The following is a 25,649-nucleotide window of genomic DNA, read 5'->3' as shown; positions in this document are numbered from 1 at the left end:
AGGCGGCGGGATACGATGAGGCCATGAAGGTCGTCTGCCCCGGTTCCTATGACCCGATCACCATGGGTCATCTCGACATCATCGCCCGTGCCGCGAAGCTCTTCGACGAGGTCGTCGTCGCCGTCGTCCACAATCCGTCGAAGACTGGGCGCTTCGCCCCCGAGGTCCGCGCCGACCTCATCCGCGCCTCCCTCGCCGCCGACGAGCGCACCCGGGACGCCGAGAACATCACGATCGATCTCGTCCCCGGCGGCCTCCTCGTCGACTACTGCCTGCAGATCGGCGCACCCGCCGTCGTCAAGGGCCTGCGCTCGGGCACGGACTTCGCCTACGAGCTGCCGATGGCCCTGATGAACCGGCACCTGACGGACCTCGAGACGATCTTCGTGCCCGGCAACCCCGAGTTCGAACACGTCTCGTCCTCCCTCATCAAAGAGGTCCACAGGAACGGCGGCGACATCACCGGACTCGTGCCGGCCCCGGTGCTCGACGCGCTGAACGCCGACGCCTGAGGCATGGGGGCAGCGGCACACTCCTCTCGGGCCTGGTTCACCGGCCTCGTCCTCCACACGGTCATCGCGCACGCCACCTACAACGGCGTGCGCGTCCTCATCTCCTACCGCACCCTCGAACTCGGCGGCTCCGGGGTCGTGCTCGGCCTCATGACCGCGTGCTACTCCCTCGTCCCGCTGCTCACCGCGCTCTTCGTCGGTCGCCTCGTCGACCGCGGGTACGCGACCGCGGTCCTCTGGGTCGGCACCGTCCTGTCGATCGCCCCGGTCGCGCTCGCGGCCCTCGCCCCCAACCTCGGCGTGCTGCTCATCGCGACGATGAGCCTCGGGTTCGGGCAGCTGCTGACGACCGTGGCCTCCCAGGCGCTCATCCCGCAGTCCTTCCCCGCCTCCCGGCTCACCGCGAAGTTCGGCCACCTCACCCTGGGGGTGTCGATCGGGCAGACGATCGGCCTGCCCCTGGCGGGCATGATCGCCGACGCCACCGGCGGGTCCCCGCACATCGTCGGCGCCCTGTGGTTCATGACCGGGCTCTCCTCGCTCATGCTCATCGCCGCCGTCGTCGTCATGCTCCGCGGGCGGACCCCGCACGTCTCCCGCGCCGAGGCGGCCCAGGGTGTGCGCACCCCGTGGGCTCTCCTGGGGATCCGGGGGATGAAGCCGGCGATCCTCGCCTCGATGGCGACGCTCGCCGCCGTCGACCTCATGACCGCGTACCTGCCGCTCATCGGGCAGGAGAACGGGCTGAGCGTGACGACGGTGACGTGGCTGCTCGCACTGCGGACGTTCGCCTCGGTGATCTCCCGGATGATCATCGGCGTGCTCGCCCGCCGGTGGGGGAGTCTGTCGCTGCTGTGGACGGCCTCGGTGACGGCGGGCATCTGCGTCATCCTCATCCCCGTGCTCAGCCAGACGTGGACGCTGGCGATTCTGCTCGCGGTCGCCGGCTTCTGCTTCGGGCTCACGCAGCCGCTGACGATGACGTGGGTCTCGACGCTCGCGGATCCGGCGAACCGAGCCGCGGTGCTCTCGATCAGACTGGCCGGGAATCGGCTCAGCCAGGTGGCGATCCCCTCGGTCGCCTCGGTGCTGACGATCGTCGCGGGATCGGGGATCGTCTTCGGCATCTCCGGGGCGCTCCTCGTCCTCGCCGGGGCGGTGACCTGGCGCAACAGCCACGAGAAGTGGTGAAGGTCCGGCTCAGGGACGTCAGCGGCGTCGTTCGGTCCCGGTCGCCTCGGCGAGCTTCCTGCGGCGCCGGCTCCGACTGCGCAGGACGATGTACGCGCAGAAGCTGGTGACGACGGACCAGATGCCGACGATGACGGCGATGGTCTTCCACATTCCGCGCGGCTCATCGAGGTAGACGACCGGGGTCTCGGTGTCGCCGTTCCACAGGACCTGCTGGGTCTGCGCCGCGTCGGCGGCAGAGAGGTCCACGTCGAGGAGGGCGTCCTCCACGGTCGTCCCGTCGGCGGCGGTGTACGTTCCCCGCCACGAGCACAGGAGGTCCCCGCTCTTGGGCTGACCGCAGTCGCGGGTGATCGCCTCGAACCGCCCGGGCCTGCCGTCTCCGGCGAAGACGCTGCTGACATCGGCGATACCGATGGCGGCCAGGAGCGTGGCGACGGCGAAGATCAGCACGCCGACGGCGATCCAGGCGGCGTGGGCGATATTGACGGTCAGTCTCGAGGGCACGAGGACACTGTAGCGAGATTCGTCCCCCATCCGGACCTCCGAGGCCGGCAACCGCGCGTAGGCTGAGGTGACCAGGAACACCTCGGCGACGCCGGGCCTGCGATTGGCAATGGTCGCCGGTGTTGATTAGAATGGTGAGTCGCGTGTGAACGCAGGAGCGCACTTCTCATTCGCATACGGAGGAGAGAGCATGAAGAAGCGGTCAGAGTTCGTTTACGATCTCCGGTCAATGGGATTGCTCGGTCATCCGGGGGAATGGGAACGTGTCAACGCCACAGTGCCGGCTCCAGCGGACCTCAGGATCGAAGTGATCGGGGTCGCCGAAGGAACGCCTATGACCCTCGAGCTGATGTTCGAGAGCGTTTCCGAGGGGATCTACGTCACGGGCACGGTTTCGACCGTCGCCCACGGCGAAGACGCGAGGACGCTCGACGAGATCGAGCTGCCCATGGATGTCGACATCAACGAGATGTACGTCTATGAGCAGATCGAGGGCGACGAGGACTCCTACGTCATCGACCGTGATCAGCTCGATCTCGAACCCGCGATCAGAGACGCAGTCGTGATGGCTCTGCCCTTCAGTCCGGTCAAGGACGGAAGCGAAGAGTTCAGCTACACCCTCGGTGAGGACATCGAGGACGGCGACAGCGAATCCGATTCGCCGTTCGCACAGCTGCAGAACTTGTTGGATGAGAAGAAAGAGAGCTAGACGTGGCTGTTCCCAAGCGTAAGATGTCGCGCAGCAACACCCGCCACCGTCGTTCGCAGTGGAAGGCTCAGGCTCCGAACCTGGTCAAGACTGTGGAGAACGGTCGCGTTGTGTACTCGCGCCCCCACCAGGCCAAGGTCGTCGAAGACGCAGCCGGCACCCCGCTGTTCCTTGAGTACAAGGGACGCAAGGTCGCTGACGCCTGACCTGTGGAGACTGACACCACAGCAGAACTGAAGGAGAGTCTCGGGATCGACATCGATCCCGAGACTTTTCGTCTTGCCCTGACCCACCGGTCCTTCGCATTCGAAGCCGGCGGCATCCCGACGAACGAGCGCCTCGAGTTCCTCGGCGACTCCGTCCTCGGCCTCGTCGCCACCGAATCGCTCTACTACGACAACCCGGACCTGCCCGAGGGTCAGCTGGCGAAGATGCGCTCAGCCGTCGTCAACACGCGGGCGCTCGCGGCGATCGCTCGCCGCTACGGCATCGGCCGCCACATCCTCCTCGGCAAGGGCGAAGAGCTCACCGGGGGTCGTGAGAAGGATTCGATCCTCGCCGACACCGTCGAAGCCCTCATCGGAGCGACCTTCGTCTCCCGCGGCCGCGAGGCCGCGTTCGCCTTCGTCCACCGCCTCATCGACGGGATGCTCGCCGACGCCGTCAACCTCGGCGCGGGCATGGACTTCAAGACGACGCTTCAGGAAGCCGCCGCTGACCTGGGGCTCGGCGCCGTGAGCTACGAGATCACCTCGACCGGTCCCGACCATGCGATGGTCTTCACCGCCACCGCCCGCCTCGGCGAGAACGGCTGGGGTTCCGGGGACGGCTCCTCGAAGAAGGCCGCCGAGGCCGCCGCCGCCGAAGTCGCGGTCAAGGCGATCCGCACGCTCTACCCCGACTACCGGCGCTGAGGCGCTCAGTCTCCGATGCCTGAGCTGCCCGAGGTCGAAAGCGTCCGCCGCGGGCTCGCGGAGTGGACGACCGGGGCGCTCATCACCGGCGCCGAGGTGATCGACCACCGGATCCTCGGCACCACCTCGGCGCGGCGGATCGATCCCGGTCTGGCCGCCGACTTCACCGACCGGATCGTCGGCGAGCGGATCACCGGCGCCGAGCGCCGCGGCAAGTTCATGTGGCTGACCGTCGGCGGGGAGTCGGGCCTGCTCGTCCATCTCGGAATGAGCGGACAGATGCGCGTCCATCCCTCTCACGCCGAGGTGCACCGCCACACCCGTGCCGTGTTCCGGCTCGAGAAGGGCGGGGATTTCGCTGCGGAATCTTCCGAGGCGAGCGCACCGGAGCGCTATGATCTGCGCTTCATCGACCAGCGGATCTTCGGGCATCTCAGCGTCCAGCCGCTCGCGCTGGCCCACGGCCGGCTCGTCCCCGCCTCGGCGATCCACATCGCCCCCGACCCGCTCGAGGACTCCTTCGATCTCGATGCCGTCGTCGACGCGCTCGCGCGCAAGCGCACCCCGCTCAAGGCCGCCCTGCTCGACCAGACCGTGGTCAGCGGGATCGGCAACATCTACGCCGATGAGGCGCTCTTCCGCGCCGGGGTCCACCCGCTGGCCATCGCCTCCCGCACCCGGCGGTCCCGTCTGGTCGCCGTCGTCGAATCCGCCGCCTCGGTGATGGGCGACGCCCTGGCCGTGGGCGGGACGAGCTTCGACGCGCTCTACGTCAACGTCAACGGCGAATCCGGGTACTTCGACCGCGCGCTGCTCGCCTACGGCCGCGACGGGCAGGAGTGCGTGCGGTGCGGAACCGAGATCGCCAAACTCACCGTCGGCGGCCGCGGCAGCCATTTCTGCCCGACCTGCCAGCGGATGCCGCGGTACCGGTGATGTGCTCTCCGCTCATCTCACGGTGATGCCGCGATCCTCGAGCGTCTTCCGGGCACGCGGACCGAGGAAGCCACCGACGTCGTCGACCGACCGCAGTTTGGCGAATGGCGCAACATCGTCGTCTTTGAGGCTCCTGATGTCGAAGGACTCGTCCTCTCCGTCCCATTGCGGGATGAGCTGGAGGTAGATGTCATTGCCGCCGTCAAGAACGAGGTGCTCGATGTTCTCCGCCAGGGCCGCGGGGACGGGCAGCTTCCGGAACCAGGTGCGCACAGAGGGGATCATCTCTCCCATGTAGTCCTGGGGATCGAAGGAATGCGGTCCGCGGTCCCGGGCGAAGTCGTCGACGTCGAACCGCGGCTCGAGCACACCCTGTTCGTACATGAGCTCCTGAATGATCGCTGCCCGCCAAGCAAACGTGGGAAGCTTCACGACCGGGACCGTGGGTGGGGACTGTTTCCATTTCCCCGAGGGCTTCGTGGTCGGCTTTCTCCTTCGACCCGGCGTGAAGCTGCCGATGGCCAGTTCGCGGAACGGGTTGGCGATTGCTCTGAGCGCGTCGGCGACACCGTCAGCACCCTGCTCGTCGACCGTGCCGTTGAGAGCCGATCCCATGACGCCTGCAAGCTCCGTGTGGTTGAGATAGCAGAGGACCTCCCATTCGCCGGCCTCCGCCATGACGCCGGTCTGGGCATTCCGGAGCTTCTCGATCGGCACCGCGTCGACTGGCTGCGCCCCTGACACGGTGACCGTGCCGGCGAAGACGGTCTCGGGGACGATGCGAGTCCGCGCTCGCGGATCGTGGCCCTCGCGCTGCGGATCCTCGGCGAGCCTGACCCACAGATCACCCGGTTCACCCGAACGCGAGAGTCCTGCCGCCACACCCTTCTCATCCCAGACCATCCAGCTGCGGGCCAGCTGTCTGTCGGGGTCGGCACTGGGGTCGCCGGGTTCGACGATGCGAGGTTCGCCGAAGATCTCCGTGAGGACACCGCGTTCGAGCTGAGCGACGAGAGCGCCGTCGATGACGAGGCCATCTGCTGTGACATCGATCGTGTGGGTCATGCCACGGATTCTGTCACGGCCGAGGCATATTCGCACCGGTGCGAGCGAGGACAGATGATCGGGCAGTCAGCCCTTCGGATCCGCCTCGGCGCCGGTGTCATCCGGTGGATCGCTCTCACCCGCCGGTGGTGCGTTCCCGCCCTTGCCGACACCCGCGTGCGTCCGAGTCGCCTCGGTGCCGCCTGTATCCGACACACCCGCCTCGGCGCCGTCGGTCGGGACCTGCCGCAGCTCCGAGGTCGCCAGACCGAAGGCGTGACCGTCGTATTCGCTCACCCCGGTGGCGACGGACTGGTCGAGCAGGTGCGTGGCGAGTTCGCGCTGGATGACGAGCGGATCCTGGCACAGGTCCTTCCACAGCGCCACGCAGAGAAGGAGCATGACGACGACGAACGGCAGCGCGGACACGATCGTGATGTTCTTCAGCCCGTCGAGCGCCTCGGCGGGATCACTGCCCCCGGCCAGGAGCATGACCGCGGCCACCGCACCGGTGGCGACACCCCAGAAGATGACGAGGCGCTTGCCCGGTTCGAGTGCGCCGTTGGCCGAGAGCGTGCCCATGACGATCGACGCGGAGTCGGCGCCGGTGACGAAGAAGATCGCGATGAGGATGACCGTGACGATCATGAGGATGATCGCGATGAGGTTCGGCAGGGGCAGGGCACCGAGGAGGTCGAAGAGGATCGTGTCCATGTTGATGTCCGGCTCCCCGTCGACGATGTTCGCCAGCGCCTGCACGGTGCCCTCGCCGCGTTCGGCGCGCTCCTGGATGCCGATGGCGCCACCGCCGAAGATCGCGAACCAGAGCGTCGAGACGACCGAGGGGACGATGAGGACGCCGGTGACGAACTGGCGCACGGTCCGCCCGCGGGAGATGCGGGCGATGAAGAGACCGACGAAGGGCGACCACGAGATCCACCAGGCCCAGTAGAAGACCGTCCACGACGACAGCCATTCGTTGACGCCCTCACCGCTGGCCGCCGTCCGCGACGCCATCTGCGGCAGATCCTGGATGAAGGAACCGACCGCCGAGGGCACGACATTGAGGATGAAGAGCGTCGGACCGCCGATGAAGACGATGGCCGCGACGATGACGGCGAGCACCATGTTGATGTTCGACAGCCACTGGATGCCCTTCTCGACACCGGAGACCGCCGAGGCGACGAACGCCGCAGTGAGGATCGCGATGATGATGACGAGGACGGGGGAGGAGACATCGGGAAGAATCCCCGCGGTCTCGATGCCGCCGCCGATCTGGATCGCCCCGAGGCCCAGCGAACAGGCCGAGCCGAAGAGCGTGGCGAGGATCGCGAGGATGTTGATGATCTTCCCGCCGATCCCGTTGACGACGCGTTCGCCGAAGAGCGAGGTGAACATCGAGGAGAACAGCTGGGAGCGGCCGAGCCGGAACGACCCGTACGCGACGCCGAGCCCGACGATCGCATACATCGCCCACGGGTAGAGGGTCCAGTGGAAGAGCGTCGTGCCCATCGCCGTACCCATCGCCTCCGATGTCGAGCCGTCGACGGTCGCCGGCGGCGGGGACATGTAGAAGAACAGCGGCTCCCCGACACCGGAGAAGACGAGGCCGATGCCCATGCCGGTCGCGAACATCATCGCGATCCACGACGACGTCCGGAACTCCGGGGTCTCCCCGTCCTTGCCGAGCGGGATCCGGCCGAACCGGCTGACGGCGACGACGATGACGAAGATCGTGAAGACCGTGGCCGCGATGACGAAGAGCCACCCGAAGTTGTCCATCACCCCGGTCAGGGCGGCCCCGGCGACGACGCCGAGGCTCTCCGGGGAGACGAAGCCCCAGATGACGAACGCGACGGCGAGGATGCCGGCGGTGAAGAACACCGTCTTGTCGAGGCCGATGCGCCGCAGGTACCGCTTCTTCGTCGGCGGGTTCTGCAGATGCGTGATGAGCTCGCGGGTCCTGTCCAGCGGTGTGGTCGGGGTGTCCGCCTGCCCCTCGCTGCCGGGACTGCTCGGTGCGCCGGAGGTGTTCGGTGAATCGCTCATGGGTCCGGTTGCCGCAACCACGCCCTGGTGCGGCGTTCCTTCCTTGTTGTCGACGGCGGTGGAAGGCCCGACCGCCGTCGCCGACGGGTCGGGTGGAACCGTCGTTCGTCCCCACACCGGTCGACGTCGCTGTCGACCGTGCGGCGCCCGAACGGCGACGTGCAGCACGTGAGACGAAACACTACCAAAATGCGGGTCTTTGACAAGAGGGCGTCTGCGCCCGGCCCGGCAGGGCCCGCCCCGCTATGCTTGGGGACACGATGCATCTGAAAAGCCTGACCCTGCGCGGATTCAAATCCTTCGCCTCGGCCACGACCCTGAAGTTCGAGCCGGGCATCACGTGCGTCGTCGGCCCCAACGGCTCAGGCAAGTCCAATGTCGTCGACGCCCTCTCCTGGGTGATGGGGGAGCAGGGGGCGAAGAACCTGCGCGGCGGGAAGATGGACGACGTCATCTTCGCCGGCACCTCGAAGCGCCAGGCCCTCGGACGCGCCGAGGTGACCCTGACGATCGACAACACCGACGGAGCCATCCCCGTCGACTACACCGAGGTGACGATCTCCCGGACCCTCTTCCGCACCGGCGGCAGCGAATACGCCGTCAACGGGGCACCGGCCCGCCTCCTCGACATCCAGGAGCTCCTCAACGACTCCGGCCTCGGCAAGGAGATGCACGTCATCGTCGGCCAGGGCCGCCTCGACGCGATCCTCCACGCCGACCCGATCGAACGCCGCAGCTTCATCGAGGAGGCCGCCGGCGTCCTCAAACACCGCCGCCGCAAGGACAAGGCCGTCCGCAAGCTCACCGGCCTGCAGACGAACCTCGACCGCCTCTCCGACCTGCGCACCGAACTCAACCGCCAGCTCGGCCCGCTCGGCCGTCAGGCCCAGGCCGCCGCCCGCGCCGCCACCGTCCAGGCGACGCTGCGCGATGCCACGGCGAGGCTGCTCGCCGACGACGCCGTGCGCCTCCAGGCCTCCCTCTTCGCCGCCTCCGACGGCGGCGGCGACCACACCGAGCGCATCGCCGACCTCGAGAGCCGCCGCGCCCGCACCGAGGCGCGCCTGGCCGAGATCGAGACCCGACTGACCGCAGTCGAGACCGAACTCGAGGCGATGCGCACCGCAGAATCCCGTACCCAGACCCAGTCCGTGCGCGCCGCCGGGCTCGCCAGCCGGGCCGGGGACAAACGCTCCCACCTCCTGTCCGAGATCGCGAGCCTCGGCCGGCGCGAGGGCCGCTCACCGGACGAGCTGCGCTCCCAGGCCGAGGGCATCCGGACCGAACTCGCCGCCGCCGATGAGGCGGTGAGCGAATCCGCTGCCGCCCTCGACGCCGCGAACTCCCGCAAGGACGAGCTCGCCGGTGAGCTGAAGGACGCCGAAGCCGCGGTCAAGGCCGCGCAGATCGCGATCACCGAGGCGGTGAAGAACCGCTCGAGCCTCCACGCGCGGCACGAGCAGGCACAGTCGCGCATCAGCGACCTGCAGGCGCGCATCGACACCGGGCAGGCGGAGATCGCCGCCCTCGAGGCGAAGATCCGCGACCGAGAGACGGCACTGGCCAGCGCCGAGTCCGCCGTCGAGAACGTCGAAGAGGGCGAGAGCACGCTCGACGAGACGTACGAAGCGGCGACCGCGGCCCAGACCGCCCTCGAAGAGCGACTGCGCGACCAGCGGACCGCCCGCGCCGAGGCGGCCTCGGAACTGGCCTCTGCCCGGGCCCGGGCCGAAGCGCTCGCGCTCGGCACCGCCCTCGAGGCCGACCTCGACGACATCATCACCGCGGGCCTGCCCGGCGTCGACACCGCCGTGACGGAGAAGCTCACCGTGACCACCGGCTACGAGATGGCCGTCGCCGCCGCCCTGTCGACGACCGTGAGCGGCGTCCTCGTCGACTCCGGACGGGCCGCCCTCGGCGTCCTCGACCACCTCGGCGAGGACACGAACGTCTCCCTGACGATCCCCACCGGCACGCTCGCCCCGACCCACCCCGACCCGGACCCCGCCGCGGCGGCGCTGCGCTCCGGAGGCAAGGGCGGGGACACGGAGACGACCCGACTCGCCGACTTCGTCCGGGCCGAGGATCCCGCGCTCGACACGCTCGTCAAGACCGCGCTCGCCGCCGTCGTCTGCGCCCCCGACGCCCCCACGGCGCTCGCCCTCGTCGACGCGCACCCGCAGCTCACCGCCGTCACCGTCGACGGCGAGGTCATCACCTCGACGCGCGTCAGCCGCGCCCGCACCGCCTCGGGCACCCGGCTGGCCTCCCAGACGGCGCTGACGGAGACTCAAGAGACCATCGCCGGGCTCGAGCAGACCGTCGCCGGCCTCGACGCCGCCATCGCCGAGACCGACGCGCAGCTGGAGGAGGCGAAACCCGTCACCGCTGCCGCCCTCGAGGCCCTCCACTCCTCGGACGCCGCGATCATGGCCGCCGGCGAGGAGGTGTCCCGGATCGCCGGAGAGATCGACGCCGCCCGCACCCGGCTGGCCCGCGCCCAGGACAACGACGCCGAACTCCACCGCCGTCTCACGGCCTCCCAGCAGGAGGCCGAAGCCGCCGAGGCGGCGCTGGCCGGGGCCGACGACGTCGACGAAGTCGTCGACACCTCCCAGCGCGACGAGCTCAGCCGCGCGGTCTCCGCGACCTCCGAGGACGTCATCGAGACCCGCATCGCCCACAAGGCGGCAACCGACCGCGCGCGGTTCCTCCGCGACCGCGTCGACTCCCTGCTCCGCCAGGCCGGCGCCGAGGAGGCCGCCCGGGAACAGGCCCAGCGGGCGATCGCGCGGAAGACGGCAGCGGCCGCCTCGGCGGGCATCATCGCCGAGATCGCCGAGGAGGCCGCCACCCTGGCAACGGACACGGTCGCCGAACTCGGCGAGACCATCACCGTCCTCGTCACCGAGAGAGGGGGCCTGCGGGAGGAGAAGAACCGCCTCGGCGAGGAGATCGGGTCGACCCGCACGGAGCTCGGCAGGCTCAAGGACGCCGCCGCGGAAGCGGAGCTCGCGAAGGAGCGGTACCGTCTCAAGCTCGAAGAGGTCGAGCACCGGGCCGAACAGGAGACGGGGCTCGGACTCGAACGCCTCATCGCCCAGTTCGGGCCCGACACCCCCGTGCCCGGGTTCGAGGAGGGGGAGGAGGAGCGGCCCTACGTCCGCGCCGACGTCGAGAAGCGGCACAGGGAGGCGACGAAGCAGCTCAACCGGATCGGCACCGTCAACCCCCTCGCGCTCGAGGAGTACGAAGCGCTCAAGGAGCGCCACCAGTTCCTCGAGAAGCAGATCGCCGACATCGAATCCTCCCGGAAGGACCTCATGCAGCTCGTCGAGGAGGTCGACCGGCACGTCGAACGCGTCTTCGCCGAGGCGTATGCGGACACGGCGCGGGAGTTCGAGGACATCTTCTCCCGTCTCTTCCCCGGCGGTGAGGGCAGTCTCAGCCTCACCGACCCCGACGACATGCTCACCACCGGCGTCGACGTCCACGCCCGACCCGCCGGCAAGAAGGTCAAGCGCCTCTCCCTGCTCTCCGGCGGGGAGCGTTCGCTCGTGGCCGTGGCGATGCTCGTCGCGATCTTCAAGGCCCGGCCGAGTCCCTTCTACGTCATGGACGAGGTCGAGGCCGCCCTCGACGACCTCAACCTCTCGCGCCTGCTCACGGTGTTCAGGGAGCTGCAGGATTCGAGCCAGCTCATCGTCATCACCCACCAGAAGCGGACGATGGAGATCGCCGACGCCCTCTACGGCGTGACGATGCACGGCGACGGCGTCTCGAAGGTGATCTCGCAGCGCATCCCCGCCCAGCCGGAGCAGTGACGCACAGCGGAGTCCCAGGGAATTCTCCACGAGCCACGCGACCCCGGATCACTCCCGACGTGGTCTGGGGCGATAGACTGGGCCGTTGAAGCAGCATTGTCGAAAATCTTTGAGGAGCGGGACGTCCATGGCCGAGTCGGCTGAAGCACGGGGTGACTGCCGGGCATGAATGCAGTTCTCGTCGTCATCGTCGGCCTCGCCATCTCCTTCGCTCTCGCTCTCGTCGTCGTCCTCCTCGTCGCCCTGCCCGGCCTCAAGGCCGAAGGGCGGCTGCGCTACTCCTCCGATGTGCAGCGCTTCCGGCTGCCCGGACAGTGGACGGGATACGACGACGAGGTCCACGAGTTCTTCGGCCATGACGACGGCACGTCCCACCTGGCCACCCGCGAACAGGCAGCCGTCACCGCGATCCGCGACCACTCCTATGTGCTCCGACCCCAGCCGCGCAGACACGCGGCGCCGTCGCTGCTCACCGTCAGGCCGCGCACCCGCCACTGGAAGATCCCGGACTCCGGAACCGGCTGGCGCACGACCGCGGGACTGCTCTTCGGCTCACGCGGCACCTGAGGCCCGCGCGCCCGACGCCGTGAGACCGACACAGCACTGACACCGCCGTGAGACGAACACGGCACACCGACAGCAGACCAAGGAGGACGTCCACTCATGGACCAGCCGGTTATCCTGCTCATCGTCGCAGCCATCGTCTTCATTCTCATCGTCGCCGTGGGCATCAGCCTGCGCATCAACGCCCGCCGCAAGGGGCTCGACGACTCCCAGACGATCGACGCCGACTTCACCGGTGAGCTGACGATCGATGAGATCTCCGAAGCCGTCACCAAGGAGCGGGAGGCGGCGAAGGGCTCGGAGGTCCCGACCGAACCCGCCAGCCGTCTCGTGCGGCTGCGCGAACGCCTCGCGAAGTCGAACTCGGGCCTCGGCCGCGGCCTGCTCAACCTCCTCTCCCGCGACACCCTCGACGAGGCGACGTGGGAGGAGATCGAGGACACCCTCATCCTCGCCGACGTCGGCGTCGAACCGACGAGCGAACTCGTCGACACCCTGCGCGAACGCGTCAAGGTCCTCGGCACCCGCGACCCCGATGAGGTCAGGGGCCTGCTGCGCGAGGAACTCGTCAGACTCGTCGACCCGACGATGAACCGCGAGCTCGCCACCGACGGCGCCTCCGGGGACCCGGCCGTCATGCTCGTCGTCGGCGTCAACGGCGCCGGGAAGACGACGACCGTTGGCAAGATCGCCCGCGTCCTCGTCGCCGAGGACAAGTCCGTCCTCCTCGGCGCCGCCGACACCTTCCGCGCCGCCGCCGCCGAACAGCTGACGACGTGGGGCTCACGCGTCGGCGTCGACACCGTCCGCAGCGACGAGGGCGCCGACCCCGCCTCGGTGGCCTTCTCCGCCGTCGAACGCGGCAAGGCCGAGGACGCCGACGTCGTCCTCATCGACACCGCCGGCCGCCTCCAGAACAAGGTCGGGCTCATGGACGAGCTGCGCAAGGTCAAGCGCGTGGCCACCCGCCCGCTGTCCGAGGGCCACGACATCGACGAGGTCCTCCTCGTCCTCGATGCGACGACCGGTCAGAACGGCATGCAGCAGGCCAAGGTCTTCGCCGAGGCGGTCGACATCACCGGCATCGTGCTGACGAAGCTCGACGGGACGGCGAAGGGCGGCATCGTCATCGCCGTCCAGCGCGAGCTCGGCGTCCCCGTCAAGCTCATCGGCCTCGGCGAAGGCGCCGACGACCTCGCCCCCTTCACGGCCGAGGGCTTCGTCGACGCGCTCCTCGACTGAGGATCCAGCCGGTCCGCAACGAAATCGGTTGCGGTCGTGTTCGCCCGTTGAGACGGTTCCCTCAACCGCCTCGGCGGGCTTTTCACTGCCTCTCACCAGGTGCTTCGCTTTCTCCGAGGCTCCCGTCACATTCCTGAAACATCGGCGAATCATTCCCGTGACCTCAGTCATGAAGACTGATTCCGTTCGGTTCGAACCGGGACCGACGGAGACGAATGAGAGACGACAATGGAACTCGATGCAGTGAATGTGTGGATGATGGTCGCTGCGGGGTTGGTGCTGCTGATGACCCCCGGTGTGGCCTTCTTCTACGGAGGGATGACTCGAATCAGCTCGAGCATCAACATGATGATGATGGTCTTCTCGGCCATGGCCGTCGCGGCGCTCGTCTGGGTGCTCTTCGGATACGGGCTGAGCTCGGGGGACTCGATCGGCGGCATCGTCGGCAACCCGCTGAGCGAACTCGGACTGACCGGAGCGGTCGAGACCGACCCGACGACGCTCATCTCGATCGGCTACGGATCGACGTTCGCGATGATCGCGATCGCCCTCATCGCCGGAGCCGTCGCCGACCGCGCGAAGTTCTCCACCTGGCTCGTCTTCTCCGCCGCCTGGGTCACCCTCGTCTACTGCCCGCTCGCGTTCATGGTCTGGGGCGACGGTCTGCTCAGCGCCGACGGAGCGATCGGCAGCATCTTCGGTGAGGCCATCGACTTCGCCGGCGGCACGGTCGTCCACATCAACGCCGGCATCTCCGCCCTCGTCCTCGTCGTCGTCATGGGCCGCCGCGCCCGCTACTCGACGCCGCACAAGCCGCACAACATCCCCATCACCGTGCTCGGTGCCGCGCTGCTGTGGTTCGGCTGGTTCGGGTTCAACGGCGGCGCCGCCTCGACGATCGAACAGGCCGGTCTCATCTGGATCAACACCCTCGTCGCACCCGCCGCGGGCATGATCACGTGGATCACCATCGAGCGCCTGCGGGCCTCGCGGCCGACGAGCATCGGCAGCGTCTCGGGACTCATCGCCGGCCTCGTCGCGATCACCCCCGCCTGTGCCGACGTCGAACCCTACGCCGCGATCCTCATCGGCGTCGCCGCCGGAGCCGGAGCCTACTTCGCGGTCATCGCGAAGAACCGCCTGCGGTACGACGATGCGCTCGACGTCGTCGCCGTCCACCTCGTCGCCGGCATCATCGGCACCGTGCTCATCGGCTTCTTCGCCGTGCCGAGCGAGGAGACGGCCGCCGGACTCTTCTACGGCGGAGGCCTCGGACTCCTCACCGCGCAGATCGTCGCATGCCTCGTGGCGCTCGTCTACGCCGGACTCGTCACGCTCGTCATCGCCCTCGTGCTGCGCACGACGATGGGCCTGCGCATCGATCCCCGCGACGAGCTCGGCGGCATCGACAACTTCGAACACGCGGAACGCGCCTACTCGTTCCGCTGACGCCCCAGGCTCCCGCGCGGGGAAGCCGGTCGGTCTCGCCGGCCGCCCGGCGCGGGGGAGTACGCCGGAGTGCTCACAGCTCACCCCACCCACGGTCCCAGCAGACATCGTGGGTGGGGTGTTCTGGCATCTGAAAGGGATTCGGCCCCGCCCAGGGGGAGTTGTTAGTCTAGAGAGTCGACCAACACTGACGAAGAAGGCCTGCACGTGTTCAACTCTCTCTCCGATCGGCTCACCGCGACATTCAAGAATCTGCGCGGCAAAGGTCGGCTCTCCGAAGCCGACGTCGATGCCACCATCCGCGAGATCCGTCGTGCCCTCCTCGATGCCGACGTGGCCCTGCCCGTCGTCCGCGCTTTCACCGGTCGCATCCGCGACAGGGCCCTGTCGGCCGAGGTCTCGGGGGCGCTCAACCCCGGCCAGCAGGTCGTCAAGATCGTCAACGAGGAACTCGTCGGCATCCTCGGCGGGCAGACCCGGCGGCTGACCTTCGCCAAGCGCCCGCCCACGGTCATCATGCTCGCCGGCCTCCAGGGCGCCGGCAAGACGACGCTGGCGGGCAAGCTCGCCCACTGGCTGAAGTCCGAAGGCCACCGACCGATGCTCGTCGCCGCCGACCTGCAGCGGCCCAACGCCGTGAATCAGCTGCAGATCGTCGGTGAGCGCGCCGGTGCCGTCGTCTACGCGCCGGAACCCGGCAACGGCGTCGGCGACCCGGTCAAGGTCGCCACCGATGCGATCGACGTCGCGAAGTCGAAGCTCCACGACGTCGTCATCGTCGACACCGCCGGTCGCCTCGGCATCGACGAAGAGCTCATGCAGCAGGCCGCCGACATCCGCGCGGCCGTCAACCCCGACGAGGTCCTCTTCGTCATCGATGCGATGATCGGTCAGGACGCCGTGAAGACCGCCGAGGCGTTCGCCGACGGCGTCGACTTCACCGGTGTCGTCCTCTCGAAGCTCGACGGCGACTCCCGCGGCGGTGCCGCGCTCTCGGTCGCCGAGGTGACCGGCAAGCCGATCATGTTCGCCTCGACCGGTGAGTCGATGACGGACTTCGAGCAGTTCCATCCCGACCGAATGGCCGACCGCATCCTCGACATGGGCGACATCCTCACGCTCATCGAGCAGGCCGAGAAGAACTTCGACGAGAAGGAGACGGAGAAGCTCCAGAAGAAGTTCGAGTCCGGTGAGGACTTCGACCTCAACGACTTCCTCACGCAGATGTCGGGCCTGAAGAAGATGGGGTCGATGAAGAAGATGCTCGGCATGATGCCGGGCATGAGCCAGTACAAGGACCAGATCGAGAACTTCGACGAGCGCGAGGTCGACCGGGTCGAGGCGATCGTGAGATCGATGACACCGTACGAGCGCAGCAACCCGAAGATCCTCAACGGTTCCCGGCGGGCCCGCATCGCCCGCGGCGCCGGGACGACGGTGACCGCGGTCAACCAGCTCATGGAGCGGTTCACGCAGGCGCAGAAGCTCATGCGCGGCATGGGTCGCGGCGGCGGCATGCCGGGGATGCCCGGAATGGGAGGCATGCCCGGAATGGGCGGAATGCCCGGTGGCGGCGCCGGCAAGGGCAAGAAGAAGGCGGCGGGGAAGAAGAAGGGCCGCAAGGGCGGCCAGTCGGGCAACCCGGCCAAGCGCGCCGAGCAGGCGCAGGCCGCCCTCGACCGGAAGTCGGGGAAGACCAAGGACCCGGTCGGCTCCGCGTTCGGCGGCGTCGACCTCGGCGGGGACGAGGACCTCGATCTCGCGAAGCTGCCGAAGGGATTCGGCGGCATGTTCCCAGGTGGCAAGAAGTAGGCCTTTCTGGCACAATGATCTCTTGTACTTTCGCCTCGGCGCGGGCCCTCTCTTCTGCCTCGAGTCGATAGTCCAGGTCGCAGACTCCGTCACGTCAACCCCACGACTGTGCGGTGCCTCTGTGCAAACAGAACACAAAAGGAGACACCACTACAGTGGCAGTCAAGATTCGTCTGACCCGCATGGGCAAGATCCGTGCACCCTTCTACCGTGTCGTCGTCGCCGACTCGCGCACCCGTCGCGACGGCCGCGCGATCGAGCAGATCGGCATCTACCAGCCGACCCGCAATCCCTCGGTCATCGAGATCGATTCGGATCGTGCGCAGTACTGGCTCTCCGTCGGCGCCCAGCCGACCGACCAGGTCCGCAACCTGCTCAAGCTCACCGGCGACTGGCAGAAGTTCACCGGTGAGGGCGAAGCCGTCAACACCGTCCAGCCGCAGCCGGAGAAGGAAGCCTACGTGGCTCCCAACGCCGACTCGGTGATCAAGGAAGCCATCACGAAGAAGGGCTCCGACAAGGCTGAGGTCGAGACCGAGGACGAGGCCGCCGACGACGCCGCCAAGGCGACCGAGGCGGAGTACGAAGCCGAGGCCGTCGCCGCGGAGGACAACGCCTGACATGTTGGCAGATTCGCTCGAACATCTGGTTCGCGGCATCGTCGATCATCCCGACGACGTCGCAGTTCGATCCCGGTCGTCCCAGCGCGGGACGACGCTCGAGGTCCGGGTCCACCCCGACGACCTCGGACGGGTCATCGGCCGCGCGGGTCGCACCGCGAAGGCCCTGCGCACCGTGATCAACTCCCTCGCCGGCCGTGAGTCGGTGCGGGTGGACCTCATCGAAGCGTAGATCTTCCACACACGAGGGGGACGTCGGCGGGCAGCCGACGTCCCCCTCGGGCATTCATCCGCGGCCGCGGAGCCCACGACTGCGGCGAACTACACTGAATGCTGATGAGAACGCATTCCCCCGACCACGAGGAGCACGCATGGACACGGTGATCGCCCGGCTGGGCAAGCCGCACGGGATCAGAGGCGAATTCACCGTCGAGGTGCGCACCGACCGCCCCGAGGAACGGCTCGTGCCCGGGATGACGTTCGCCACCGACCCCGACATCGGCGAACTCACGCTCAAGTCCGCGCGCTGGCACCGTGACCGTCTCCTCCTCACCTTCGACGAGGTGGCCGACCGCACCCGCGCCGAGGAGATCCGCAACACGCTCATCCTCAGCCCCCAGGACGACGAGGACGACGACGCCGAGGCGTGGTACCTCGATGACCTCATCGGACTGGCCGCGTTCGTCGGCGAGACGCAGGTCGGCGAGGTCGTCGACGTCACGAACGGCACCGCACAGGACCTCCTCCACATCAGGCACGTCGACGGACACGAGGTGCTCGTGCCCTTCGTCGCAGCGATCGTCCCCGACATCGACATCGAGGCCGGGCGCATCATGCTCACCCCGCCCGCCGGTCTCCTCGACGCGGAGTGAGCCTGCGCATGCGCATCGACGTCGTCTCGATCTTCCCCGACTACCTGGCCGGACTGCGGCTCTCCCTCATCGGCAAGGCGATCGAGCAGGGACTGCTCGGCCTGAGCGTCCACGACCTGCGCGACTTCACCTTCGACCGCCACAACACCGTCGACGACTCCCCGTACGGGGGAGGGGCCGGCATGGTGATGAAGGCCGAACCGTGGGCACTCGCCCTCGACCACATCCGGCAGGCCGGAGAGCCCGCGCCTGCGGACACGTCGGGCAGCCTCGGCGCGGGCCCGGCGAAGCCGATCCTCATCGTCCCGAGCCCCGCGGGGGAGGTCTTCGATCAGCGGATCGCCGAAGAGCTCAGTGCAGCTGAGCACCTCGTCTTCGCGTGCGGACGCTATGAGGGCATCGATCAGCGCGTGCTCGACTGGGCGCGGGAGGACTTCGAGGTGCGGCCGATGAGCATCGGCGACTACGTCCTCAACGGGGGCGAGGTCGCATCGATGGTGATGATCGAAGCCGTCAGCCGCCTCATCCCCGGCGTCATCGGCAACCCCGAGTCCCTGGCCGAGGAGAGCCACGAGGGCGGTCTCCTCGAGTACCCGATCTACACGAAGCCGGCGGTCTGGCGCGGTCACGCGGTGCCGGACATCCTGCTCAGCGGCAACCATGCGGCGATCGCCCGGTGGCGACGTGACCGACGTCTCGAACGCACCGCCGAGGTCAGGCCCGACCTGCTCGACGACCGTGACGATCTGAACGCCCGCGACCGCGAGGTCCTCGACCGGTTTGAGTCTTCCGACCCCGCCGTGACAGAATAGATCGTCGCGTTTGTTGGCATCCGCCTGCTTCAGGGGGTCGGATGTCCGCGCCGCCGGCCGGAATCCTCGGCCGACACCTGGGGAGCGATCCCGACAGACGATCCGAATACCGGTTCTCACCGGTCCTACATGCGTGTCCTCGACCTGGAGCAGAGGCCACAGGAGAAGCACAATGCAGAAGCTCGATGTTGTCGATGCAGCCTCGCTGAAGACCGACGTCCCCGATTTCCGCGCCGGTGACACCCTCAACGTCCACGTCCGCGTGGTCGAGGGCAACCGCTCGCGCATCCAGGTCTTCAAGGGTGTCGTCATCCGCCGTCAGGGCGACGGCGTCCGCGAGACCTTCACCGCCCGCAAGATCAGCTTCGGCGTCGGCGTCGAGCGCACCTTCCCGGTGCACTCGCCCATCGTCGAGCAGATCGAGGTCCTCTCCCGCGGCGACGTCCGCCGCGCGAAGCTGTACTACCTGCGCAACCTGCGCGGCAAGGCCGCTCGCATCCGCGAAAAGGCCTGAGCGCCCCAGCTGCCTGGCACCGGCGAACGTGAAGAACGCTGACGAGAACGCGACCTCCGGGTCGCGTTTTCGCGTCTCTGGCCGGATGTGGAGGATCGTCGGCATCATCGCCGTCGTCATCGTCATCCTCGGCGCCGCGGTGCGCGGATTCGTCGTCCAGCGCTTCACCATCCCCAGCGAATCGATGCAGCCGACCCTGACCGTCGGCGACACGATCACCGTGTGGCGCCCGGACGCGCTGACCGGCACGATCGAGCGCGGCGACATCGTCGTCTTCGACGGCCGCGGCTCCTTCATCGACGATCCGCTGCCGACCCCGCTGCAGAAGATCGGTTCCTGGGTGGGTGTCGGCAGTCGCGACGTCTACTATGTCAAACGCGTCATCGCCCTCGGCGGGGACACCCTCGAGTGCTGCGACGCCGAGGGCCGGCTCCTCCTCAACGGCGAACCCCTCACCGAGGACTACGCCCCGCTGCCCGCCTCACAGGTGCCGTTCTCCATCGCCGTGCCGGCCGACACGATGTGGGTGATGGGCGACAACCGCGACGACTCCACGGACTCGCGCGCGCTGCTCGGACGCCCCGGCGGCGGCTTCATCCCCCTCGACCGGGTCATCGGCCCCGTCATCGGGCACGGCTCGACGATCGACTGATACGCTCGTTCCAGCCAGCCCGCGCAGGTCGCGCACCGATGCGAAAGCGAACGAATGACCTCCGAACCACAGCCCTCCCCACGTGCGTCCAAAAAGCTCCTCCGCGGACTCCTCGAGACCCTGGTGATCATCGTCATCGCCCTCCTCATCTCCACGGCGCTCAAGACCTGGGTGGTTCGGTCCTTCTACATTCCCTCCGGATCGATGATGGAGACCCTCCAGATCGACGACCGGGTCCTCGTCAACCAGCTGGCGCCGAAGTTCGGTCCCGCCGACCGCGGCGACATCATCGTCTTCGACGACCCCGACGACTGGCTCTCGGGCTCCGAATCCTCCGGGTACGCACCCAACCCGTTCCTCGAGTTCATCGGCCTCGCACCCTCGGACGCAGGCAACCAGCTCATCAAACGCGTCATCGGCGTCGGCGGGGACACCGTCGAATGCTGCGATGCCGAGGGGCGGATCCTCGTCAACGGGTCACCGATCGACGAGACCTACCTGGCACCGGGCACGCAGCCCTCGGAGATGGAGTTCTCCGTCACCGTGCCCGAAGGCAGCTACTGGGTGATGGGCGACAACCGCGGCAATTCCGCAGACTCCCGGTACCACCTCGACGGACAGCCGTTCGTGCCTGCCGACAACGTCGTCGGCACCGTCTTCCTCATCAACTGGCCGCTGAGCAGCTTCGCTTGGGTGTCCAACCCCACGGACGTCTTCGCCGACGTCCCGGCGCCGCAGGGAATCACCGTCAACTGATGGCAGCACGCGGACTGCACGACGTCTCGGTGGAGAGGGCGCTGCTCGCCGAGGGATTCGACACCGTCATCGGCGTCGACGAGGTGGGGCGCGGGGCGCTGGCCGGTCCCGTGAGCGTGGGGGTCGCCGTGTTCTCGCTGACCGAGGTGTGCGGGAGTCCGGTGCCCGAGGGCATCCACGATTCGAAGCAGCTCGATGCCGTCTCCCGTGCTGCCGCCACCGCGCGGGTCCAGGACTGGGCGCAGGCGAGTGCGGTCGGGTCGACGCTGCCTGCGGAGATCGACGCACTCGGGATGACGCTCTCCCTCGGACTCGCCGCCAGGCGGGCCCTCGCACAGGTGCCGGGGCTTGTCGATGGGCAGGGGCTGATCGACGGGCAGGGGCGGACGATGGTCCTCCTCGACGGCAAGCACGACTGGCTCTCGGCCCCACTCACGCTCGACTGCCTGGGGATATTCGGCGCCTGCGCCGACATGGATCTGCCGCCGGTGCGCACGATCATCAAGGGCGACGGCAGCGTTCCGGTCATCGCGGCGGCGAGTATCGTGGCGAAGGTGGAGCGCGACGAAACGATGATCGGCCTCGCCGAGGCGCACCCGCAGTATGGTTGGGAGTCCAACGTCGGCTACGGCACCGCCGCCCACCGGCAGGCGATCGTCGACCACGGACCGAGCGTCCACCACCGCCGAAGCTTCCGCCTGCACGCCGTGCCACCGGCCGGTGCCGGGCGGGTTGCCCCTGATACTGACCCTGTCCCCGAGTCCTGACCCTGTCCCCGAGACGAAGAGAGGAACCCCGTGAGCGCAGACGATCTCGATGACTACGAGGCCCAGCTCGAACTCCAGCTCTACAAGGAGTACCGCGACGTCGTCGGCCTGTTCGCCTACGTCGTCGAGACGGAGAGGCGCTTCTACCTCGCCAACCACGTCGACCTCAAGGCCCACAACGACGCCGGCGACGTCTACTTCGAGCTGACCCTGCGCGACGCCTGGGTGTGGGACAGCTACCGGTCGGCCCGCTTCATCAAGATGGTCCACGTGCTCACGTTCAAGGACGTCAACATCGAGGAGATCGCGAAGTCCGACCTCGAACCCCCGACCTCGATCGGGCGGTGACCCCGCGCGGGGTGAGCCAGCGGCGGTGAGGTGAGCCTGCAGCAGTGAGGTGAGTCGTCTCCGACTAGCGTGCGGTCGAGGTGTGGACACCCGCTCACTCATGTGCCCTGGGCCTGTGGACGCCCACGCGTCGTCCACAGGCCGATTCTCTGCTCTTCCCTCGGCACGATCGAACGTGGTGCCGTGGTGGGCATGTCGGGAACGAGAGGGACAACGCGAGGCGAGAGGCAGATCGCCCTGGGCCGTGCCGGGGAGGACCTCGCCGTGGCGCGCCTCGAAGCCGAGGGCATGGTCATCCTCGCCCGCAACGTCCGCTGTGCCCGCGGTGAGATCGACATCATCGCCAGGGACGGGGCCGCCGTCGTCTTCGTCGAGGTCAAGACCCGCCGCACGATGAGGCAGGGGTCGCCACTCGAGGCGATCACGCCCGTGAAGCTGCGGAAGATCCGGATGCTCTCGGGACTGTGGCTGCGCGCCCAGACCGAATTCTTCCCAGCCGCCCGGATCGATGCGATCGGCATCGTCATGGAGCCGCGCGTCGTCCTCTCCCACCTGAAGAACGTGCAGGTCGACTCATGAGCGAGCCGCTGCCGGTGACCGGCGACGACGACTTCGACCCGGAACTCCCTGCCGAGGCCGACCCCTGGCTCGATGCCGCCGAGGAGGTCGGCCCTGCGCCCCCGCTCGTGGTGGCGACCCCGGAGACGACCATCGTCGGGCGGGCCTCGGCCGTGGCCCTGTGGGGACTGACCGGCAAGATCGTCTCGATCGAGGCCAGCGTGAGTGCCGGCCTGCCCGGCATCGACATCGTCGGACTGCCGGACACCTCGGTGAGCGAATCCCGGAAGCGGCTGCGAGCGGCGCTGGCCTTCCTCGGCACCCCGGTGGCCACCGAGCACCTGACGGTCAACCTCACTCCCGGTAGCGTCCCGAAGATCGGCACCGGATTCGACCTCGGCATCGCCGTGGCCGTGCTCCGGGCGCGCAGAACGATCACCTCACCCGATACGGAGCGGGTCATCCACTGCGGCGAGCTCGGACTCGACGGTCGGATCCGCCCGGTCAGCGGAGTGCTGCCGACCCTCCACAGCGGTCTGCTCGCCGGGTTCGACCGCTTCGTCGTGCCCGCCGGCAACGCGAGCGAAGCCGGCCTCATCAGCGGCATCGAGGTCATCCCGGTCTCCTCGCTCGCCGAACTCGTCAACCTCTACGGCGGTGCACTCACCGTGCCCGCGCTGCCGCCGGTCATCGACGCCGCCGGTCCCGCGGCCCACAGTCCCGACCTCCACGACCTCGCCGAGGTGCAGGGCCAGGAGGAAGCGCGCTTCGGCCTCGAAGTCGCCGCGGCCGGGGGCCACAACCTGCTCATGCGGGGCACGCCGGGAGCGGGCAAGACCCTGCTCGCCCAATGTCTGCCGGGAATCCTCCCGTCGCTGTCCGACGCCGAGGCCCTCGAGGTCGCCGCGATCCGGTCGCTGCGCGGGGAACTCACCGCCGGTGACGAACTCGACCACCGTCCCCCGTTCGAGGCGCCCCACCACCGGAGCACCGCCTCGGCGCTCGTCGGCGGACGCCGACCGGGAACCGTCGGGATCCTCAGCCGAGCCCACCGGGGAGTGCTCTTCATGGACGAGGCGCCGGAGTTCTCCCGGGACGTGCTCGAAGCGCTGCGCCAGCCGCTCGAGGCCCGGCAGGTCCACATCCACCGGGCGTGGGGGTCGATGGTGCTCCCGGCCGCGTTCCAACTCGTCATGGCCGCCAACCCGTGTCCGTGCGGCGCCGGGATGCCGGCCGGCGGCCAGGGCGCATGCCAGTGCACGCCGATGGACAAGCGCCGCTACCGCAACCGGCTGTCGGGTCCGCTCCTCGACCGCGTCGATCTGCAGCTCGAACTCTTCCCCGTCTCGCCTGCCGACCTCCGCCTCGGCGGGGACCAGGAGGCGAGCGCTGTCGTGGCCGACCGCGTGCACGCGGCCAGGCACGCCCAGGAGGCGCGCTATGCCGACTGTGCTTGGTCGCTCAACGCGAATGCGCCCGGTTCGTGGCTGCGCGACCACTTCGGCATGCGGCCCGAGGTGCTGCGCGGTCTCGATCGGGCGCTCGAGACCGGCCGGATCACGATGCGCGGCTACGACAGGGTGCTGCGCGTCGCGACGACGCTGACGGACCTCGCCGGTGCCGAGACTCCCGATGCCGACAGGATCGCCGTGGCTCTGGCGCTGCGGACGCAGGAGACGTGAGCGAGACGGAGGACGAGGTCATGGACGACGAACGGATCGAGGGCACGGCCAGCGAGTCGCGGCAGCGCAGCGCGCTCGCCGCCCTACTGCGGATCGGCGAACCCGGTGACGGGCTGCTCAGAGCCGTCGTGATCGCTGTCGGCCCGATCGCGGCCCTCGAGATCATCCGCGCCGTCGCTGCCGAACCCGTGAGCACCGGGGATGCCGCGGCCCACCTGAGCGCCGAAGTCGGGGAACCGGCCGCCGGCAGTCAGCTCGCCGAGGCGCTCGCCCGGTGGGCGGTGCGCTCCGCCGATGCCGACGGCGACCACGACCTCGAGGGAATGCTGCGCCTCGGCGGGCGACTCGTCATCCCGGGTGACGACGAGTGGCCGCGGTGTCTTGACGACCTCGGGCCGGCGGCGCCCCTGGCACTGTGGGTGCGGGGACAGGCCGGACTCGATGCGACGCTGCGCCGGGCCGTCGCCGTCGTCGGGGCGCGGGCGGCGAGCGGGTACGGGACGAAGTGCGCGTCCGACCTCGCGTGGGATCTCGGCGCCGAGGGGTTCACCGTCGTCTCCGGCGGTGCGTTCGGCATCGACGCGGCCGCCCACCGGGCGGCGATCGCCCGGGACGCCCCGACGATCGCCTTCATGGCCGGAGGCGTCGACCGGTTCTATCCGGCGGCGAACGCCGATCTCTTCACCCAGGTGCTCAATGGGGGAGCGATCGTCTCGGAGACCGCGCCCGGGATGACGCCGATGCGGCACCGCTTCCTCCTGCGCAACCGGCTCATCGCCGCGTCCGCCCTCGTCACCGTCATCGTCGAAGCCGGGTGGCGCAGCGGGGCGCTCAACACCGCCCGGCATGCGCTCGAGCTCTCCCGCGCCGTCGCCGCCTATCCGGGGTCGGTGTACTCGGCGTCATCGGCGGGAACGCATCGGCTCATCCGCCATCACGAGGCCGAACTCGTCACGACGGCCGCCGACGTCCTCGACCTCCTCGACGACGACGAACTGCCGCTCGATCTCGGACCCGACCCGGACGGCGGCTCACGCGGCGATGATCGGCTCGAGGACCTCAGCGAGCGGGAGAAGATCTGCCTGACCTCGCTGTCGGCGACGAAGGAACTCGACGTCGGGACGCTCGCCGCACGAGCCGGACTGACCGTCCAGGACACCCTCTCCGCGCTCGCCCTCCTCGAACTCGCAGGGCTCGGCAAGAGGCACGGCTCCGGCTGGATGAAAGTCCGAGGCGGCTGACCGCAGCCGGCTGCGAGTCCCTCACTCCGCCGGCCTCCGCCGTCGCGGTTGCGCAACCGCGTAGTCTGGGGACT

General features: G+C 68.7%; 26 protein-coding genes. 23 read left to right on the top strand and 3 right to left on the bottom strand.

Going from position 1 to position 25,649, the window contains the following annotated elements; genetic code table 11:
• Positions 1-23 precede the first annotated feature (23 nt).
• Together coaD and ACFQ91_RS15155 are read left to right on the top strand one after the other, a co-directional pair.
• The gene (coaD, locus tag ACFQ91_RS15160) at positions 24-512 is read left to right on the top strand and encodes a pantetheine-phosphate adenylyltransferase (protein WP_198499167.1); all 489 of its coding nucleotides are present in this window, start codon (positions 24-26) and stop codon (positions 510-512) included.
• Positions 513-515: 3 nt separating this feature from the next.
• On the top strand, positions 516-1,703 hold the full coding sequence (locus ACFQ91_RS15155) for an MFS transporter (protein WP_344251681.1): 1,188 nt from the start codon (positions 516-518) through the stop codon (positions 1,701-1,703).
• An 18-nt stretch (positions 1,704-1,721) separates the two neighbouring features.
• Here the strand turns inward: ACFQ91_RS15155 and ACFQ91_RS15150 are convergent, their stop codons facing one another.
• Positions 1,722-2,210, bottom strand: a complete 489-nt coding sequence (locus tag ACFQ91_RS15150; RefSeq protein ID WP_344251682.1) for a hypothetical protein — start codon at positions 2,208-2,210, stop codon at positions 1,722-1,724.
• A 190-nt stretch (positions 2,211-2,400) separates the two neighbouring features.
• Here ACFQ91_RS15150 and ACFQ91_RS15145 point away from each other — a divergent pair, with 190 nt between their 5' ends.
• Genes ACFQ91_RS15145 through mutM form a run of 4 tightly spaced genes read left to right on the top strand, consistent with a single transcriptional unit; the run spans position 2,401 to position 4,769 of the window.
• On the top strand, positions 2,401-2,919 hold the full coding sequence (locus ACFQ91_RS15145) for a DUF177 domain-containing protein (RefSeq protein ID WP_198499164.1): 519 nt from the start codon (positions 2,401-2,403) through the stop codon (positions 2,917-2,919).
• 2 nt (positions 2,920-2,921) lie between these two features.
• Positions 2,922-3,125, top strand: a complete 204-nt coding sequence (rpmF, locus tag ACFQ91_RS15140) for a 50S ribosomal protein L32 (RefSeq protein ID WP_063249041.1) — start codon at positions 2,922-2,924, stop codon at positions 3,123-3,125.
• Between the two features lie 3 nt (positions 3,126-3,128).
• Positions 3,129-3,833: a ribonuclease III gene (gene rnc, locus ACFQ91_RS15135; RefSeq protein ID WP_344251683.1), complete on the top strand. Its 705-nt coding sequence runs from the start codon at positions 3,129-3,131 to the stop codon at positions 3,831-3,833.
• Positions 3,834-3,848: 15 nt separating this feature from the next.
• Positions 3,849-4,769, top strand: a complete 921-nt coding sequence (mutM, locus tag ACFQ91_RS15130; protein WP_344251684.1) for a bifunctional DNA-formamidopyrimidine glycosylase/DNA-(apurinic or apyrimidinic site) lyase — start codon at positions 3,849-3,851, stop codon at positions 4,767-4,769.
• Positions 4,770-4,781: 12 nt separating this feature from the next.
• Here the strand turns inward: mutM and ACFQ91_RS15125 are convergent, their stop codons facing one another.
• Positions 4,782-5,834, bottom strand: a complete 1,053-nt coding sequence (locus ACFQ91_RS15125) for a DUF6892 domain-containing protein (protein WP_344251685.1) — start codon at positions 5,832-5,834, stop codon at positions 4,782-4,784.
• A gap of 66 nt (positions 5,835-5,900) precedes the next feature.
• Positions 5,901-7,862, bottom strand: coding sequence for a BCCT family transporter (locus ACFQ91_RS15120; protein WP_344251686.1), 1,962 nt, complete (start codon positions 7,860-7,862; stop codon positions 5,901-5,903).
• A 260-nt stretch (positions 7,863-8,122) separates the two neighbouring features.
• Between ACFQ91_RS15120 and smc the strand changes: the two genes are divergently transcribed.
• The 17 genes from smc to dprA all read left to right on the top strand — a co-directional run bounded on the left by smc (position 8,123) and on the right by dprA (position 25,575).
• Positions 8,123-11,686, top strand: coding sequence for a chromosome segregation protein SMC (gene smc / locus ACFQ91_RS15115; RefSeq protein ID WP_376904115.1), 3,564 nt, complete (start codon positions 8,123-8,125; stop codon positions 11,684-11,686).
• A 165-nt stretch (positions 11,687-11,851) separates the two neighbouring features.
• Positions 11,852-12,253 (top strand): hypothetical protein, encoded by a 402-nt coding sequence (locus ACFQ91_RS15110; protein WP_198499157.1) that lies wholly within the window; start codon positions 11,852-11,854, stop codon positions 12,251-12,253.
• A 96-nt stretch (positions 12,254-12,349) separates the two neighbouring features.
• Complete coding sequence (gene ftsY / locus ACFQ91_RS15105) at positions 12,350-13,492, top strand: signal recognition particle-docking protein FtsY (protein WP_376904113.1); 1,143 nt, start codon at positions 12,350-12,352, stop codon at positions 13,490-13,492.
• A gap of 228 nt (positions 13,493-13,720) precedes the next feature.
• Positions 13,721-14,941, top strand: coding sequence for an ammonium transporter (locus ACFQ91_RS15100; protein WP_376871918.1), 1,221 nt, complete (start codon positions 13,721-13,723; stop codon positions 14,939-14,941).
• 207 nt (positions 14,942-15,148) lie between these two features.
• Positions 15,149-16,753 carry a signal recognition particle protein gene (ffh, locus tag ACFQ91_RS15095; RefSeq protein WP_198499154.1) on the top strand — a complete coding sequence of 535 codons (1,605 nt, stop codon included), beginning with the start codon at positions 15,149-15,151 and terminating at the stop codon, positions 16,751-16,753.
• A gap of 155 nt (positions 16,754-16,908) precedes the next feature.
• Positions 16,909-17,373, top strand: a complete 465-nt coding sequence (gene rpsP, locus ACFQ91_RS15090) for a 30S ribosomal protein S16 (protein WP_198499153.1) — start codon at positions 16,909-16,911, stop codon at positions 17,371-17,373.
• 1 nt (position 17,374) lies between these two features.
• A complete protein-coding gene (locus ACFQ91_RS15085) occupies positions 17,375-17,605 on the top strand; it encodes an RNA-binding protein (protein ID WP_009378338.1) in 231 nt (76 codons plus the stop codon).
• A gap of 139 nt (positions 17,606-17,744) precedes the next feature.
• A complete protein-coding gene (gene rimM / locus ACFQ91_RS15080; RefSeq protein WP_344251693.1) occupies positions 17,745-18,245 on the top strand; it encodes a ribosome maturation factor RimM in 501 nt (166 codons plus the stop codon).
• An 8-nt stretch (positions 18,246-18,253) separates the two neighbouring features.
• Entirely contained in the window at positions 18,254-19,057 is an 804-nt protein-coding gene (gene trmD / locus ACFQ91_RS15075) for a tRNA (guanosine(37)-N1)-methyltransferase TrmD (RefSeq protein ID WP_344251694.1), read from the top strand.
• Positions 19,058-19,229: 172 nt separating this feature from the next.
• Entirely contained in the window at positions 19,230-19,571 is a 342-nt protein-coding gene (gene rplS / locus ACFQ91_RS15070) for a 50S ribosomal protein L19 (RefSeq protein ID WP_137825202.1), read from the top strand.
• A gap of 85 nt (positions 19,572-19,656) precedes the next feature.
• A complete protein-coding gene (gene lepB, locus ACFQ91_RS15065) occupies positions 19,657-20,223 on the top strand; it encodes a signal peptidase I (protein WP_376904111.1) in 567 nt (188 codons plus the stop codon).
• 54 nt (positions 20,224-20,277) lie between these two features.
• On the top strand, positions 20,278-20,979 hold the full coding sequence (gene lepB, locus ACFQ91_RS15060) for a signal peptidase I (protein WP_344251696.1): 702 nt from the start codon (positions 20,278-20,280) through the stop codon (positions 20,977-20,979).
• Positions 20,979-21,746: a ribonuclease HII gene (locus tag ACFQ91_RS15055; protein WP_344251697.1), complete on the top strand. Its 768-nt coding sequence runs from the start codon at positions 20,979-20,981 to the stop codon at positions 21,744-21,746. The genes lepB (ACFQ91_RS15060) and ACFQ91_RS15055 overlap by 1 nt, the downstream gene beginning before the upstream one ends.
• A gap of 30 nt (positions 21,747-21,776) precedes the next feature.
• Complete coding sequence (locus ACFQ91_RS15050) at positions 21,777-22,094, top strand: DUF2469 domain-containing protein (RefSeq protein ID WP_137826023.1); 318 nt, start codon at positions 21,777-21,779, stop codon at positions 22,092-22,094.
• A 192-nt stretch (positions 22,095-22,286) separates the two neighbouring features.
• Entirely contained in the window at positions 22,287-22,673 is a 387-nt protein-coding gene (locus ACFQ91_RS15045; protein WP_198499147.1) for a YraN family protein, read from the top strand.
• Complete coding sequence (locus ACFQ91_RS15040; protein ID WP_344251699.1) at positions 22,670-24,334, top strand: YifB family Mg chelatase-like AAA ATPase; 1,665 nt, start codon at positions 22,670-22,672, stop codon at positions 24,332-24,334. Before ACFQ91_RS15045 ends, ACFQ91_RS15040 begins: the two co-directional genes overlap by 4 nt.
• A complete protein-coding gene (gene dprA / locus ACFQ91_RS15035; protein ID WP_344251700.1) occupies positions 24,331-25,575 on the top strand; it encodes a DNA-processing protein DprA in 1,245 nt (414 codons plus the stop codon). The genes ACFQ91_RS15040 and dprA overlap by 4 nt, the downstream gene beginning before the upstream one ends.
• Positions 25,576-25,649 lie beyond the last annotated feature (74 nt).

The sequence above is a fragment of the Brevibacterium sp. NPDC056726 genome, from assembly GCF_042790515.1.
Lineage (GTDB): Bacteria > Actinomycetota > Actinomycetes > Actinomycetales > Brevibacteriaceae > Brevibacterium > Brevibacterium sanguinis.
The sequence above is the reverse complement of the archived record's forward strand: the minus strand, read 5'-3'. Positions and strand labels throughout refer to the sequence as shown.

Bases quoted from the DNA above. Each gene is read 5' to 3' on its own strand.
- coaD (WP_198499167.1), top strand. From the start codon at position 24: ATGAAGGTCGTCTGCCCCGGTTCCTATGACCCGATCACCATGGGTCAT.
- ACFQ91_RS15155 (WP_344251681.1), top strand. From the start codon at position 516: ATGGGGGCAGCGGCACACTCCTCTCGGGCCTGGTTCACCGGCCTCGTC.
- ACFQ91_RS15145 (WP_198499164.1), top strand. From the start codon at position 2,401: ATGAAGAAGCGGTCAGAGTTCGTTTACGATCTCCGGTCAATGGGATTG.
- mutM (WP_344251684.1), top strand. From the start codon at position 3,849: ATGCCTGAGCTGCCCGAGGTCGAAAGCGTCCGCCGCGGGCTCGCGGAG.
- ACFQ91_RS15125 (WP_344251685.1), bottom strand. From the start codon at position 5,834: ATGACCCACACGATCGATGTCACAGCAGATGGCCTCGTCATCGACGGC.
- ACFQ91_RS15120 (WP_344251686.1), bottom strand. From the start codon at position 7,862: ATGAGCGATTCACCGAACACCTCCGGCGCACCGAGCAGTCCCGGCAGC.
- smc (WP_376904115.1), top strand. From the start codon at position 8,123: ATGCATCTGAAAAGCCTGACCCTGCGCGGATTCAAATCCTTCGCCTCG.
- ACFQ91_RS15110 (WP_198499157.1), top strand. From the start codon at position 11,852: ATGAATGCAGTTCTCGTCGTCATCGTCGGCCTCGCCATCTCCTTCGCT.
- ftsY (WP_376904113.1), top strand. From the start codon at position 12,350: ATGGACCAGCCGGTTATCCTGCTCATCGTCGCAGCCATCGTCTTCATT.
- ACFQ91_RS15100 (WP_376871918.1), top strand. From the start codon at position 13,721: ATGGAACTCGATGCAGTGAATGTGTGGATGATGGTCGCTGCGGGGTTG.
- ACFQ91_RS15085 (WP_009378338.1), top strand. From the start codon at position 17,375: ATGTTGGCAGATTCGCTCGAACATCTGGTTCGCGGCATCGTCGATCAT.
- rimM (WP_344251693.1), top strand. From the start codon at position 17,745: ATGGACACGGTGATCGCCCGGCTGGGCAAGCCGCACGGGATCAGAGGC.
- trmD (WP_344251694.1), top strand. From the start codon at position 18,254: ATGCGCATCGACGTCGTCTCGATCTTCCCCGACTACCTGGCCGGACTG.
- rplS (WP_137825202.1), top strand. From the start codon at position 19,230: ATGCAGAAGCTCGATGTTGTCGATGCAGCCTCGCTGAAGACCGACGTC.
- lepB (WP_376904111.1), top strand. From the start codon at position 19,657: ATGTGGAGGATCGTCGGCATCATCGCCGTCGTCATCGTCATCCTCGGC.
- lepB (WP_344251696.1), top strand. From the start codon at position 20,278: ATGACCTCCGAACCACAGCCCTCCCCACGTGCGTCCAAAAAGCTCCTC.
- ACFQ91_RS15055 (WP_344251697.1), top strand. From the start codon at position 20,979: ATGGCAGCACGCGGACTGCACGACGTCTCGGTGGAGAGGGCGCTGCTC.
- ACFQ91_RS15045 (WP_198499147.1), top strand. From the start codon at position 22,287: ATGTCGGGAACGAGAGGGACAACGCGAGGCGAGAGGCAGATCGCCCTG.
- ACFQ91_RS15040 (WP_344251699.1), top strand. From the start codon at position 22,670: ATGAGCGAGCCGCTGCCGGTGACCGGCGACGACGACTTCGACCCGGAA.